The sequence below is a fragment of the Thermodesulforhabdus norvegica genome (assembly GCF_900114975.1).
In the GTDB taxonomy this organism is placed as follows: domain Bacteria; phylum Desulfobacterota; class Syntrophobacteria; order Syntrophobacterales; family Thermodesulforhabdaceae; genus Thermodesulforhabdus; species Thermodesulforhabdus norvegica.
This window is the reverse complement of sequence record NZ_FOUU01000004.1, coordinates 25,454-38,463: the sequence shown is the minus strand read 5'-3', so window position 1 is coordinate 38,463 and position 13,010 is coordinate 25,454. Positions and strand designations below refer to the sequence as shown.

At 51.6% G+C, this 13,010-nt stretch carries 15 protein-coding genes; 4 read left to right on the top strand and 11 right to left on the bottom strand.

Annotated features, from left to right (window positions below):
- From BM091_RS07245 to hisD, 3 genes are read left to right on the top strand one after another with little or no spacing between them, the layout of a single operon-like run.
- The gene (locus tag BM091_RS07245) at positions 1 to 1,830 is read left to right on the top strand and encodes a triose-phosphate isomerase (protein ID WP_093394629.1); all 1,830 of its coding nucleotides are present in this window, start codon (positions 1 to 3) and stop codon (positions 1,828 to 1,830) included.
- Positions 1,831 to 1,853: 23 nt separating this feature from the next.
- Positions 1,854 to 2,630 carry a septal ring lytic transglycosylase RlpA family protein gene (locus BM091_RS14405; protein WP_093394627.1) on the top strand — a complete coding sequence of 259 codons (777 nt, stop codon included), beginning with the start codon at positions 1,854 to 1,856 and terminating at the stop codon, positions 2,628 to 2,630.
- A gap of 2 nt (positions 2,631 to 2,632) precedes the next feature.
- A complete protein-coding gene (gene hisD, locus BM091_RS07235) occupies positions 2,633 to 3,949 on the top strand; it encodes a histidinol dehydrogenase (RefSeq protein WP_093394626.1) in 1,317 nt (438 codons plus the stop codon).
- Here the strand turns inward: hisD and cutA are convergent.
- From cutA to BM091_RS07220, 3 genes are all read right to left on the bottom strand, one after another.
- Positions 3,930 to 4,268, bottom strand: a complete 339-nt coding sequence (cutA, locus tag BM091_RS07230; RefSeq protein WP_093394624.1) for a divalent-cation tolerance protein CutA — start codon at positions 4,266 to 4,268, stop codon at positions 3,930 to 3,932. The genes hisD and cutA overlap by 20 nt on opposite strands.
- Before the next feature lie 170 nt (positions 4,269 to 4,438).
- Positions 4,439 to 4,672, bottom strand: a complete 234-nt coding sequence (locus BM091_RS07225; protein WP_093394622.1) for a thioredoxin family protein — start codon at positions 4,670 to 4,672, stop codon at positions 4,439 to 4,441.
- A 12-nt stretch (positions 4,673 to 4,684) separates the two neighbouring features.
- Positions 4,685 to 5,029 (bottom strand): ArsR/SmtB family transcription factor, encoded by a 345-nt coding sequence (locus BM091_RS07220; protein ID WP_093394620.1) that lies wholly within the window; start codon positions 5,027 to 5,029, stop codon positions 4,685 to 4,687.
- 182 nt (positions 5,030 to 5,211) lie between these two features.
- Here BM091_RS07220 and BM091_RS07215 point away from each other — a divergent pair, with 182 nt between their 5' ends.
- Positions 5,212 to 6,174 carry a patatin-like phospholipase family protein gene (locus tag BM091_RS07215; protein WP_177193569.1) on the top strand — a complete coding sequence of 321 codons (963 nt, stop codon included), beginning with the start codon at positions 5,212 to 5,214 and terminating at the stop codon, positions 6,172 to 6,174.
- Here BM091_RS07215 and thiD read toward each other — a convergent pair.
- Genes thiD through BM091_RS07175 form a run of 8 tightly spaced genes read right to left on the bottom strand, consistent with a single transcriptional unit; the run spans position 6,153 to position 12,930 of the window.
- Complete coding sequence (gene thiD / locus BM091_RS07210) at positions 6,153 to 6,950, bottom strand: bifunctional hydroxymethylpyrimidine kinase/phosphomethylpyrimidine kinase (protein WP_218148832.1); 798 nt, start codon at positions 6,948 to 6,950, stop codon at positions 6,153 to 6,155. The two genes, BM091_RS07215 and thiD, sit on opposite strands and share 22 nt — an antisense overlap.
- A gap of 17 nt (positions 6,951 to 6,967) precedes the next feature.
- Positions 6,968 to 8,023, bottom strand: coding sequence for a thiamine-phosphate kinase (gene thiL / locus BM091_RS07205; protein ID WP_177193568.1), 1,056 nt, complete (start codon positions 8,021 to 8,023; stop codon positions 6,968 to 6,970).
- On the bottom strand, positions 8,004 to 8,663 hold the full coding sequence (thiE, locus tag BM091_RS07200; RefSeq protein ID WP_093394615.1) for a thiamine phosphate synthase: 660 nt from the start codon (positions 8,661 to 8,663) through the stop codon (positions 8,004 to 8,006). Before thiE ends, thiL begins: the two co-directional genes overlap by 20 nt.
- Positions 8,660 to 9,541, bottom strand: coding sequence for a DUF3786 domain-containing protein (locus tag BM091_RS07195; protein ID WP_093394613.1), 882 nt, complete (start codon positions 9,539 to 9,541; stop codon positions 8,660 to 8,662). The genes thiE and BM091_RS07195 overlap by 4 nt, the downstream gene beginning before the upstream one ends.
- A 27-nt stretch (positions 9,542 to 9,568) precedes the next feature.
- The gene (locus tag BM091_RS07190; protein WP_093394611.1) at positions 9,569 to 9,946 is read right to left on the bottom strand and encodes a 4Fe-4S dicluster domain-containing protein; all 378 of its coding nucleotides are present in this window, start codon (positions 9,944 to 9,946) and stop codon (positions 9,569 to 9,571) included.
- Complete coding sequence (locus BM091_RS07185; RefSeq protein ID WP_093394610.1) at positions 9,933 to 10,415, bottom strand: 4Fe-4S dicluster domain-containing protein; 483 nt, start codon at positions 10,413 to 10,415, stop codon at positions 9,933 to 9,935. Before BM091_RS07185 ends, BM091_RS07190 begins: the two co-directional genes overlap by 14 nt.
- Complete coding sequence (fdhF, locus tag BM091_RS07180; protein ID WP_093394608.1) at positions 10,415 to 12,436, bottom strand: formate dehydrogenase subunit alpha; 2,022 nt, start codon at positions 12,434 to 12,436, stop codon at positions 10,415 to 10,417. The genes BM091_RS07185 and fdhF overlap by 1 nt, the downstream gene beginning before the upstream one ends.
- Entirely contained in the window at positions 12,433 to 12,930 is a 498-nt protein-coding gene (locus BM091_RS07175; RefSeq protein ID WP_093394607.1) for a 4Fe-4S dicluster domain-containing protein, read from the bottom strand. Before BM091_RS07175 ends, fdhF begins: the two co-directional genes overlap by 4 nt.
- Positions 12,931 to 13,010: the final 80 nt, after the last annotated feature.

Sequence of the window (13,010 nt, the reverse complement as noted above, 5' to 3'; positions counted from 1 at the left end):
ATGGCCCGATGGAATCCTCGAAAACGGCTTCTCGATCACGAACATTCTAAGTTCTGGCGGTATGACCTCAGAGACGTGGAAGAACCCAATCTTCTGAGAGAGATTTTCCCTTACGACGAAGTGCCGAAAATCGACTTCGATCACAAGCTGGAACCTCTGGATCCCGCCGAAGACATGTTCATAACCGACACAACCTTTAGAGACGGCCAGCAGGCGAGGCCTCCTTACACAGTCGATCAAATAGTAAGGATCTTCGATTTTCTCCATCGACTTTCCGGACCTCGAGGCGTCATAAGGCAGACGGAGTTTTTTCTTTATACGAAGAAGGACAGAGAAGCCGTAGAACGCTGTAGGGCAAAAGGCTATCGTTATCCCGAAATAACTGCCTGGATAAGAGCCAGGAAAGAGGACTTACAGCTCGTTCTGGATATGGAAATCGAGGAGACGGGCCTTCTGACTTCCGTTTCAGACTACCACATATTTCTCAAACTGGGGAAAACACGACGCGAAGCTATGAACGATTATCTTGATGTTGTTCGTGCTGCGCTTGAAAAGGGCATCCGTCCCAGATGCCACTTTGAAGACGTAACCAGAGCCGACATTTACGGTTTCTGCATCCCCTTTGCCATAGAGCTTATGAAGCTTCGGGAAGAGTCCGGGGTCGATATCAAGATTCGGCTCTGCGACACCCTTGGATTCGGCGTGACCTACCCGGGAGCAGCACTTCCGAGGAGTGTTCCAAAGCTCGTACGGGCTTTTATCGACGAAGCCGGGGTGCCGGGGCATCTGCTTGAGTGGCACGGTCATAACGACTTCCACAAGGTTCTGATCAACGCCACCACGGCGTGGCTCTACGGTTGCAGTGGCGCAAACGGCACACTTCTGGGATTCGGAGAGCGCACCGGTAACGCCCCTGTTGAAGGCCTTATAATGGAGTACATCTCACTGCGGGGTACCACCGACGGAATCGATACGACGGTGATAACGGAAATTGCCGAGTATTTCGAGAAAGAACTCAACTACGCAATACCCGCCAAGTATCCCTTCGTGGGAGAGGATTTCAACGCCACGGCTGCGGGAATACATGTGGACGGTATCATAAAGAACCCTGAAATTTATAACATTTTCGATACCGAGAAGATCCTTAAGCGTCCGATCACCATAACCATAACGGACAAGTCGGGCATTGCGGGAATCGTCTACTGGGTAAATCAGAGGCTGAAGCTAGAAGGTGACAGGAAACTCGACAAGCGGCATCCGGGAATACAGAAAATTTACAAGCGCGTCATGGAAGAATACGAAAAAGGACGTAACACTTCCATATCAAAAGAAGAGCTGGAAAAATGGGCACGGAGGTATCTCCCCGAGTACTTCGAAAGCGAATTCGACCTGCTCAAACAGAGAGCCCGATCTCTGGCCGCTCACCTTATCGAGGAAGTCGTGGAAAACGAAGCTATTCGCAGCATGGATCCCGAGCGTCAGGAGCCTGTTCTTCGTACACTACTCGAACTTAACCCCTTCATACAGTATGCTTACGTAACGGATGCCGAAGGAAGACGCATCACCAGAAACATCACCCACATTGTGGACAAGGCCAAGTACGAGAAGGCTCAGGTTGGAGAAGACCTTTCCGACAGGCCATGGTTTATCGAGCCCATGCGCACCGGTAAGGTTCACGTTACCGATTTCTATACCTCCAGATATACCGGCGCACTTTGTATTACCGTCTCGGCCCCGATTCGTAACGAAAAGGACGAAATAGTCGGGGTCCTGGGCGTTGACATAAGGTTCGAAGACCTGGCGAGAATGGAGGAAAGGGCATCCAGGTAGGAATACCGAAACGGGGGCAGTCAATGAAAGTTGAAGGCGCTCGGGTGCGTATTTTAATGCTGAGCCTTATGATCTGCACGGCCGTCTTTTCCTGTGCCACGATTCCGGCGAAAAAAAAAGAAAAGCGAACCGTTAAAACGAAGGTAAAACCTTACTGCGTTCAGGATCAGTGCTATTTCCCCTTACCTTCCGCCGAGGGCTACGTTGAAGAAGGGTATGCAAGCTGGTACGGTCCGGAGTTTCACAGAAAAAGAACAGCAAGCGGAGAACCTTACGATATGAACGCAATGACGGCGGCCCATAAGACCCTCCCATTCGGAACCTATGTGAAAGTCACGAGGCTGGACAGCGGGAAATGGGTTATCGTGAGAATAAACGACCGCGGCCCCTTTGTCCGGGGTCGCATAATAGATCTTTCGAGGCGCGCGGCAAAAGAACTGGGGATGCTCAACGACGGCATTGCAAAGGTAAGAATCGAAGCCGTTCAACCCGCCACTCTGATCCCCTATGCGAGCCTGCAACCAATATGGGAACTTCAGCCCGTGCCGTCTTTCCGAACCGGTGAGTTTGAAATTCAGGTGGGAGCCTTTCTGTTAAGAGATAACGCCGAACGGTTGCGCAGTCGTCTGAAAGGATCGTACGATTACGTCGTCATCGTGCCCTTTGAATGTAGCGGCAGGATTTTTTACAGGGTCAGGGTTGGTCTGTTCAAGGATCTGGTGGAGGCCGAAAGGGAGGCGGAAAAAATTCGCAGGCGCGGTTTTCCCGATGCTTTCGTCATAGCAAGAGAAGGAGCCTGAAAATGATAGCCCTTTATTCATACCCCTCGGACGCTTCAGAGCAATTCCTTCGCCGCCTTAGAGAACGGGGAGCAATTGTCGATGAAACCATTGAAGCACGGGTTAAAGGCATACTGGAAGAGGTGCGGAAAAAGGGCGACAGGGCCATCGTTGAATACACCAGGGCTTTTGATTGCCCCGACTTCGAAAAAGCAATGATTGCCGTTTCCGACGACGAAATCGAGAAAGCCTACGAGGAAATATCAGGCTTTGATCGGGATTTTACCGACATCATTCGCAGAGCCGCAGACAACGTCCGCGAATTTCACGAGGCCCAGAAAGAAAGGTCCTGGTTTATGACCCGGGACGACGGGGTTTTCCTCGGGCAAATGGTCAGGCCCGTGGAATCCGTAGGTGCTTACATTCCGGGGGGAGCAGAAGGAGCCACGCCTCTTATTTCGACCGTAATCATGACGGTAATCCCCGCAAGGGTTGCGGGGGTTAAGGAAATCGCCATTGCCAGCCCTCCCAGAAAAGACGGGACCCTTCATCCCGGTTTACTCGTTACGGCAAAGGAGTGCGGGGCACAAAGAATTTACCGAATGGGAAGTGCCTGGGCAGTTGCCGCATTTGCCTGGGGTACGGAGACGGTCAAACCCGTAAACATCATAGTAGGACCCGGTAACATTTACGTAACAACCGCCAAAAGACTATTGATGGGAATTGTGGGCGTCGACATCATAGCAGGGCCGAGCGAAGTTCTCATAATTGCCGACGAAACAGCTAACCCCGTCTTTGTGGCCGCCGATCTCCTAAGCCAGGCGGAGCACGATACCTACGCCAGCCCTGTTTTGATAACCTGGAATAAGGAACTTGCCGAAGGGGTGATAGAAGAAGTAAAAAGGCAGGTCCGGAGCTTACCCAGAAGGGACGTGGCCCTGGAGGCTCTGACCAACTACGGAGCCTGTTTCCTCGTGGAAAACGAAGACGTTGCGGCCGAACTGGCCAACAGAATTGCACCGGAGCATCTCGAGCTTCACGTCAAAACACCCTGGGATTGGTTGGGCAAAATAACCAACGCCGGCGCCCTGTTCATAGGTCACTACACCCCGGAACCTCTGGGAGATTATTTTGCAGGTCCGAATCATGTACTTCCGACTTCACAAACTGCGCGTTTTGCCTCGGCCCTTGGCGTGCAAAACTTTTTAAGACGGATCAGCCTTCTCCACTACCCTGAAGAGGCCTTCTTCCGGGATGCTTCGGCCGTGGAAAGGATGGCCAGATGGGAAGGGCTGGAAGCCCACGCCCGGTCAATATCGATCAGGAAGAAGAACGGGTAACTTCGAAGACCCAGGAAATGTATCCGTCAATCCCGTCAGAAAGTCTCACGCCGATTATTTCCGGAACTTCGTAACTGTGAAGCTCCTTTATTCTGTCCCGGATCGCACCAAAAAGCTCGGCTCTGGTCTTGATGATCATAAGGCTTTCCGGATCATCGCACACTTCCCCCTTCCATGAATAGACGGATCTTATCTGAGGAACGATATTGACACAGGCTGCCAGTTTTTCCTGCACGACGGTTTTTGCGATTCTCGAAGCTTCTTCAGCATTCGGCACAGTAACGAGAACAACCATAACGTTCTGCGCTGCCGTATTCATAGCCTTCTTCTCCTTTTAACCCTTCCGTTTTCACAGACACCTCTGCCGGGTAACCAGCACCGGATCAAAAGACTACTCCTCCCGGACCGTTGCATAACAGGATAATGATTTTTTGCCGTGGTTCCAGCGAAAGATAACGCAGTGGGCAGGCATTTCGCCTGCCCGGGCTTTTATTTTTTAATCCACCCAAGCACTTCTTCTTTTTTCGGAACCTTGCCCACGGACTTTACTTCACCGTCAATGACGACGGCGGGGGTTCCAAAGACCCCGTAGTTTGCAATCTCCACGGGGTCCTTCACATGATCAATCTTTGCGTCAACACCCGCCTCCTTCAGGGCTTCTCTGACGATTTCCTCGGTTTGCTGACATTTTTTACATCCCGGTCCGAGAACTTTGATTTCCATGGTTTACCTCCTTTATTTAGCACAAATCTTCGAGCGATCCAGATCAGGGGCCTTTTTCATGATTTCTGCTATTTCGGGATCTTCGTTGAGCCAGTGCCTCAAGGCGCCCAAAAGAGTTGCAGCGTAAGGGCTGCTGGCTCCGTCGGCAATGCTGTAAATCACCCAGAGGCCGTTTTTTTTGCTTTTGACGAGTCCGGCATCTTCGAGAATTTTTAGATGCTTGGAAACGGTGGGTTGGGATATATTGAGCGCTGCCTGTATTTCGCAAACGCAGAGTTCTCTTACCGTTAAAAGCTTTATTATTTTCACCCTGTTGGGATCCGAAAGGGCCTTCATGACCCGTATAAAGTCCTTCATGGGCGTTCCTCCACAGCACATTCATGTATCGCCATACGGTAAAATAGTCAAGAAGTTTACCTCAACCCTTCCCATTTTCACTTACCGCTCCCGAGCTGGCAACTTCAACCAAAAAATCTTGCAACGACACGCCGCTTTAAGGAAGTATGTCTGCATCCCCAGCCCAAAACGGAGGCAGGTCAATGTTTAAAACAGCACTGGTACTGAGCGGTGGAGCCGCAAGAGGACTGGCCCACATCGGAGTTCTGGAGCAACTGGAAAAGGCACGAATATCCTTTGATATGGTCGTGGGAACCAGCATGGGAGCCATCATAGGCGCTCTTTACTGCTACACCGGCAACGCTTTCCTCACAGCCCAGCGAATGAAATCCTTCCTTCAAAGTGAAATCTTCACAAAAGGCCTTGCCCTTGCCGTAGAACAACCGGCTCTGACGGATCAGTCGGAAGGGGCGTTCCAGAAACTTTTTGCATCGTTGAAAAAAGGACTCTACTACACCCGCTCGGTTACCCGCCCGAGCCTGGTTCCCGAAAAGTTTTATCGCCAGGCAATTTCCGAACTTCTGCCGGACATACTGATCCAGGACATGCCCGTTAGATTTGCAGCGGTAAGCCTGGATATGACAAAGGGCGAAGAATACATTTTCACCAGAGGTCCCTTAAGAAAGGCAATAATGGCAAGCGCCGCCATTCCCGGCGTGTTTCCTCCCGTAGCAATAGGGGAACGCCTTCTGGTTGACGGTGGGTGGATCGATAACGTACCGGTCACGCCCGCAATTAAAATGGGAGCACACTGCGTTATATGCTCGGATTCATCCTGGTCGGTTGCCGAACTAACCCCTTTTCCGACAAACGCCGTTGAGGTTGCCTTCAGATGCAGTGACATAACCAGAATCCTTTTGACCGAAATCAAGAAAAGCCAGGCCGACTTTATCATTCGACCCGGTCTTTACGGCGTCAGGTGGTCTGATTTTCACATGTTCGACTATTGTGTTTCTGCCGGTCGAGAGGCCTGTGCCAAAGTATTGAAAAGAATCCGGAGGACAATCAGGATCAGAAAAATCCAATCCCTGGGCGGTCTTTGCCGTCCACGAAGAGGGTGCTCAAACCCGGTGGGAATGGTCTTTCACGATGAATTCCATGCGTAAAAATGATGCACGGGACTGTGACCACGTCCCACGGGAAAGGCATGCTGGAGTGCCCGGGTTATGTATTCCTTAGCCCTGCTTACGGCTTCACCGACTTCCTGCCCCATGGCAAGAAAGGCGGTTATTGCAGCAGAAAAGGTGCACCCCGTTCCATGGGTATGACGGGTTTCCACCCTGGGGGATTCAAAAAACCGCCAATCTTCCCCGTCGAAGAGAATATCAACGCACACTTTTCCCGAAAGATGACCGCCTTTCACCACAACGTACTTCGGACCGTAATCCCGTATTGCCACGGCGGCCTGCTTCATGTCATCAACGGACCTTATGGTTATACCGGTCAGCGATTCCGCTTCGGCTATGTTTGGCGTAACGACATGGGCCAGGGGTAAAAGCTCATCTTTAAGCACCCTGACCGCATCGCTCTTCAAAAGAGCGGCTCCGCTTTTCGAGATCATTACGGGATCAACTACCATTTTTTCTATCTTCCATTCCCGAACCTTCCGGGCCACGGCACGAATTATTCCGGCATCCGAAAGCATTCCCGTTTTTGCCGCATCCGTCCCTATATCTTCCATAACGGCATCTATCTGAGCGGCAACAAAGTCGGCATCGACACCATATATGCCCGTTACGGCGCAGGTATTCTGGGCAGTAAGAGCCGTTATAACGGTCGTTCCGTAAACGCCAAGAGCCGAGAAGGTCTTTAGATCTGCCTGGATACCGGCACCTCCACCGGAGTCGGAACCGGCTATGGTCATGGCCTTTGCAACCTTCACACCTGCCTCCGATCCCGTCAGAAATGAGTCCACCCCATGCTGGCAAAAAACTCCGCAGACACTTCGGATCCGTCATTCATCCGGATCCAGACCCTACCGGAACCTTCACGAAAATAGCCTATTACATTAAGCCCGACAACAGAACCGAAGATTTCGAAAAGTCTTTTAAAATCCTTCTGCGTTGTTGCAAAAAGAAGCTCGTAGTCCTCTCCCCCGGTAAGAGCCCATTCGAGAGGATCTTCACCCACTTCCTTCGCCACCAAGGCACATGACTCGTCCACGGGGATACTCTCAAGATCGATGACGACATCAACCCCTGAAGATCTGCAGATATGCAAGGTATCCTGAAGGAGACCGTCGCTTACGTCAATCATTGCCCGCGCAAGTCCTTCTGAACCGATAAACCTGCCCAGTTCCATCCTGGGCTCAGGCGCATAATAGTGGAGAATAGCATTCTTCAGAAGATCATCGATGCCGGATCGGGAAGAACCTTCCAGAATTTTTTGAAGGCTTTCGGCATCCTTTCTAAGGAGCAGCGTCAGGCCGGCCCTGGCTCTGCCCAGAGTTCCCGAAACTACGAGAAGATCTCCGGGCTTTGCTCCGGAACGGGTGACCATTCGGCCCTTTTCAACGCGGCCCGTAAGAAACAGATCAAAAACGGTATCTCTGGAAGTCCTCGAGCAGTTGCCTCCGACTAGGGAAGCCCCGATTTTTTCCAGGCCTTCCACTATCCCCTCGTAAAACTCCTCAAGATAAGAGACATCGGTGTGATCGGGCACGTTCATTGCCACAAGAGCCCACAGAGGAGTTCCCCCCATCGCGGCAATGTCGCTTGCATTTACCGCAACCAGGCGCCTTCCCGAATATCGGGGCGGAACTCTGTCGGATAAGAAATGAACTCCTTCAACCTGACCATCACAGGTTGCAAGCAAATAAAAAGGGCCCACATCAACAACGGCCACATCATCTCCTATCCCCACGACCACATCACTCCGCCTGTGATGCCGGAAGCGATTCCTGATGAGTTCGATAAAACCAAACTCTCCGAGGTCTTTAATGGTGAGCCCTTGCACGGTTGTATCTTTCCAAAAAAGCCTGAGCTGCAAGTTCCGGATCTGTGGCTCCCATGATTGCGGAAACGACGCACACTCCATCTACACCGGTTTTGTAAACCTCCTCCACGTTGTCCAGATTAATTCCGCCTATTGCGACAGAAGGCACCGTCGCGGCTCTGACCAGTTGCTCAAGCCCGGAAATTCCCAGGGGAGTTTGGTGATCCGGTTTTGTGGATGTGGCAAAAACGGGTGCGAAGGAAACGTAATCGGCACCGTTTTGCTCGGCGGCACGACGCTCCAGATCGTTGTGAACGGTGATGCCGATGATTGCGCCGGAGCCCAGAATTTTTCGTGCCAGATGCAAGGGCATATCGTCCTGGCCGAGATGCACCCCATCGGCTTCAACGGCAAGAGCCACATCAACCCTATCGTTTACCAAAAACAAGACTTCGCAGGACCTGCAAAGGTTTCTAAGCTCTCCGGCTTCTTCGATCATTTTTCTGGTGGAAGCCTCTTTTTCTCTGTACTGAACCGCCGTTACCCCGCCTCTGATGGCCGATTCGACCACATCCTTCAGAGACTTTCCTTCGGGAACGAAACGATTATCCGTAACGAGATACAATGCCAGCTTCGAAGAAAGAGCGGACTTCGTCGTCATGCCGTCCCTCCGATCTCCTTTAATGCCCCCTTGATGTGCCGGTAGAGAACGTAGGAGAGTGCAAAAATCTGATCAAGTACGGGAAAGTGCCTCGTAATGGTCTCATCAAACCTCAGGGCAGCCTGAGGGTCGAATTCTTCGTCCCCTTCCCAGAATATAACCATCACGGGTACTCTTGGAAAAACACGAAACACATAGGAGCAATCGCCTTTATCACCTCGAACCCCACCCAGAAACTCCACGGCCTTTTCCATATCTTCCGGATTCATCTGAAACATTTCGGCCAGGGGTCTCGTCGGGAGTTGATGAGGCCCCTGGAAAAAGACGAAGCCGCCGGGGAGATCCTTCTCCCCGACCCATTTTCCGAGAGGCTCCACGGGTTCGGCGTTTATGAGATAATTCAATCCCACAAGGGCAGTTTCAAAGTCCACGGTAAGAGCAGAAAAAGGCGGATCCACTTCAATAATTCTTCGCTCAGGGTTACAAACAAGGGTTCTGTTAAAGAAAGGAACCCTGTAGCTACCGCTCAGCTTGTCGTATTCAGCTCCGGAGGCCCGGCAAACATCATCTGCGGAAAGCCCGAGAAGCTCGTCCCAGAGGGCCGGATCTACTTCGTCGGGATCTTCATAGAGTCCTTTCCTGGGTTGATTCTTCAAAAGGGCATAGATGATTCTTATGGCATTATGATAGTGCTGGCGTGGAACGAGCACATGCCCCCATCCCTTCTGAACCACGAAAAGCCCATCATAAGCTGTGTCCTCAAAGGATCGAATCCAGAAAGGTATATTTTCCTGTTCCAGTGCATGGGCAACTATGTCGGCTTCAAACCTGTTGGCAAGAGTATAAACCGTTACATAGGATTTTTCTCTAACATCCATTTTCCACCCTTCGTTCTATCTGATATGTCAGGCCACCAGAGAGAGTTCCTTACGGCAAGCTCCGCACAGCAAAATCCAGCCTGTTTCAGCGGTATCGATATGGGCCAGCGTCTTCCTGACATGTTCAACCATATTCAGAGTGGCAAAGTAACTGCCGCAGGATTTGCACGCCACCAGCGGGAATTTACACTCAACCCTTTCATCAGAAAGTTTCTCCGTAACTTCCAGAGCCTGCGTAGGGCAAAGGTCCCGGCAGATCCTGCATTGCTCTACCGGGCACCTGCCGGGAAAAGACAGGACCCTGTAACCATCAGCATCTTTTAACGAAATTAACCCCTCGGTGCAGGAAACACTGCAGGCCCTGCAACCTATGCATTTCTCCAGGTCGATTTTAAGACCCTTCACCGATGAACCCTCCTGAACGGACATATCTGAAGGCCCTATACCGTGTTGCTTTCCCGAAATCCTCAACAGGCCTCATTTCTATTGCTCCGGACGGACAGGTCGCGGCGCAGGCAGGAATTTTTCCACTGCTTTCACGGTTCTCACATCCATCACACTTTATCGGATATGAATTGGCTCCAGTAAAGATGGCGCCAAAAGGACAGGCAATTTCACAAAGCCCACACCCCGTACAGCTTTCCTGCTTAAATCGAACCCGTCCCCTTTCGTACACAAGAGCCATCCTATAGCAGACCGAAACGCAGGGCGCTACATCGCAGTGGCGGCAGAAGGCAGGGAAGTTCACGCCGTTGCGAGACACCACATGAACTCTGGAAAGGCCCTCGTGTTCTCGTTCACAGGCAAGCTCACAGGCATGACAGCCGGTACACCGGCCCGGATGTACCAGTATTTCTGATCCTGCACCCTTCATCACTCTATCTCCACACTGCACCTGGTATCCTTATAGGCGGGAACCCTTGCTTCAGGATCCAAAACGTCTTCGGTCAAATTGTTTACTTCCGGAAAGTGGAAGGGAATAAATACGGTCTTTTCGTGAAGATTACGGCTGGATCGCAGGGGGAAACAAGCTTCACCGCTCGAAGTTTTTACGAGAGCCTTTCCGTGCACTGCCTTTTCTGCCCTTTCGCATCCGGGGTTGATTTCCACTTCTGCTTCGGGTTTGTATCTGTTCAGATTTTCAATACGGCGGGTTATGGATCCCGAATTGTAATGAATTCCCAGCCTACCGGTTATCAAAAAAAGATCGGTTCCTTCGGGGAATTTTTCTGAATAATTCACCGCCGTAAAACGCGCAAGTCCGTCATCGGTATAAAAGCGATCTTTGAAAAGAACGGGGGTTCCCTCATGAGCTTCATCAGGACAGGGCCATATAAGCCCTTCCTCCGAGTTTTTTAGCCTCCTTGAGGTAATCCCACCGTAAGCCGGTATGACTTCCGCGATTTCATCGAGAACTTCTTCGGCACTTCCGCAGTCTTTCCAGAAGCCGGCACGTCTGCCCAACTCGCTTATTGTCCATAAATCGGGCATCGCCTCACCAGGCGGTTCGACAGCCTTAAAAGACCACTGAACCCTCCGCTCCGTATTGGTATAAGACCCGGATTTTTCAGCCCATGCCGCAGCCGGCAGAATCACATGGGCATATTTAGAGGTCTCCGTAGGAAACAGGTCAATAAGCGCCAGGAAATCGAGTTTTTTCAGCGCTTCGGCAGTCTTACCGGAAGCAGGATCGGTCACAACGGGATTCTCACCCATTATTACAAGTCCGCGAACTTCGCCTCTGATTATCGCCTCGGGAAGCTCCGCAGCGGTGTAACCGGGCGATGAAGGCAACCTTTCACACCCCCACAGTTCCGCAAACCGCCTGCTCCGTTCGGTATCCGAAAGAGGAACGTAACCGGGCAGAAATTCCGCAAGGCAGCCCATATCACAGGCGCCCTGAACGTTGTTCTGTCCCCGCAAGGGATACAGACCCGTTCCGTCGCGACCGATATGACCGCAGAGAAGAGCCAGGTTTGCACAGGAAAGCACGTTATCGGTTCCGCGCCTGTGCTGAGTAATTCCCATGCAATATACGAGACTTCCTCTTCTTGCCTTTCCGTATGCCTCGGCCACCCTTACGATCGTCCCGAGATCTACTCCGGATATACGCGAAACCTTTTCAACTTCCAGATCGCGCAGGCTTTCTTCCAAACCTTCGAAGCCAACGGTACGCGCCCCTATAAAGGGATAGTCGGCATAGCCTCTTTCGATAATCACCTTCATCAATGCTCCGAGGAGCAACAGGTCCGTTCCGGGTAAGGGTGCAACGTGCAAATCTGCAATCGAGGCCGTGGCGGTTTTTCTCGGATCAACGACTATCACAAGGGCTCCCCGATCTTTTGCCTGAAAAATTCTTTTTGCTACGACCGGATGGGTTTCGGCAAGATTGGAACCGATAATCAAAAGGCAGTCCGACAGAGCCAGATGGGAAATGGGATTGGTCATAGCACCAGAGCCGAAAACCTTCCTCAGCCCCACCACAGAAGGTGCATGACAAAGCCTGGCACAATGGTCTATGTGAGGGGATCCGAAAAGGCGGGCAAATTTCTGAAACATGTAATTTTCCTCATTTGTTGCCTTGGCCGAAGCAAGAAAGGCGACCGATTCGGGTCCGTAGCGCTCCCGGAGTGACATAATCGAGCCCAGAATGCCATCGAGTGCCCTATCCCAGGACACGCTCTGCCAGCCTTTTTCGTTTCTAATCAGGGGAGTGGTTATTCTGTCGGGATGACCTAATAACTGCCATGCCGCATTTCCCTTGGCGCACAATGCTCCACCGGCAACGGGATGATCCACAACGTAGTCCAGTCCTTTTACTTCTCCGTTCTGAACGACCAGCTCAAACACACACCCTGCCCCACAAAAAGGGCAAACGACACGGCATCTTTTCATTGCTCCAGACCTCTGACCGCACTCTTCAAAGATTCTTTCCTGCGAAGACTCTCAAAGTCCGTTTCTTCCGTGAAAACCAGTGCCCCTGTAGGGCATGCCTCCACACAGGCCGGCGTTACTCTTTCGGGACAGCGGTCGCATTTTACGGCTATACGCCTTTCGGCCTCACGGTTTATAACACCGTAAGGACAAACCATCGAGCAAAGCCAGCAGCCGATACAACGATCGGGGTTGTGAGAAACGATGCGAGTAATCGGATCCTGATTTAAAGCACCGGTACGACAGGCGCCCACACAGGGGGCATCCTCGCAGTGGCGACAAAGGAAGGGAAGCTTACGCCCCTCGATATACTCAACAAAAACCCTTCGCCTGGGACGGGGAGTTTCGCCAACTGCTGCATAAAGGTTCTTACTCTGCGAGTGCTCTACGGCGCAGGCCAATTCACAGGACCTGCAACCCACACATCGCTCAAACCTGACGAAGATCTCTTTCATGATTCCCTCCTCAACAACACTGGCAGGTACGCACCTGGCACTTAACCACTTCTCATGCTAACCAGTTTATATTTAACCTT

Coding starts and splice junctions, on each gene's coding strand:
- BM091_RS07245 (WP_093394629.1), top strand. CDS start 1: ATGGCCCGATGGAATCCTCGAAAACGGCTTCTCGATCACGAACATTCT.
- BM091_RS14405 (WP_093394627.1), top strand. CDS start 1,854: ATGAAAGTTGAAGGCGCTCGGGTGCGTATTTTAATGCTGAGCCTTATG.
- hisD (WP_093394626.1), top strand. CDS start 2,633: ATGATAGCCCTTTATTCATACCCCTCGGACGCTTCAGAGCAATTCCTT.
- cutA (WP_093394624.1), bottom strand. CDS start 4,268: ATGAATACGGCAGCGCAGAACGTTATGGTTGTTCTCGTTACTGTGCCG.
- BM091_RS07225 (WP_093394622.1), bottom strand. CDS start 4,672: ATGGAAATCAAAGTTCTCGGACCGGGATGTAAAAAATGTCAGCAAACC.
- BM091_RS07220 (WP_093394620.1), bottom strand. CDS start 5,029: ATGAAGGACTTTATACGGGTCATGAAGGCCCTTTCGGATCCCAACAGG.
- BM091_RS07215 (WP_177193569.1), top strand. CDS start 5,212: ATGTTTAAAACAGCACTGGTACTGAGCGGTGGAGCCGCAAGAGGACTG.
- thiE (WP_093394615.1), bottom strand. CDS start 8,663: ATGACGACGAAGTCCGCTCTTTCTTCGAAGCTGGCATTGTATCTCGTT.
- BM091_RS07195 (WP_093394613.1), bottom strand. CDS start 9,541: ATGGATGTTAGAGAAAAATCCTATGTAACGGTTTATACTCTTGCCAAC.
- BM091_RS07185 (WP_093394610.1), bottom strand. CDS start 10,415: ATGAAGGGTGCAGGATCAGAAATACTGGTACATCCGGGCCGGTGTACC.
- fdhF (WP_093394608.1), bottom strand. CDS start 12,436: ATGAAAAGATGCCGTGTCGTTTGCCCTTTTTGTGGGGCAGGGTGTGTG.
- BM091_RS07175 (WP_093394607.1), bottom strand. CDS start 12,930: ATGAAAGAGATCTTCGTCAGGTTTGAGCGATGTGTGGGTTGCAGGTCC.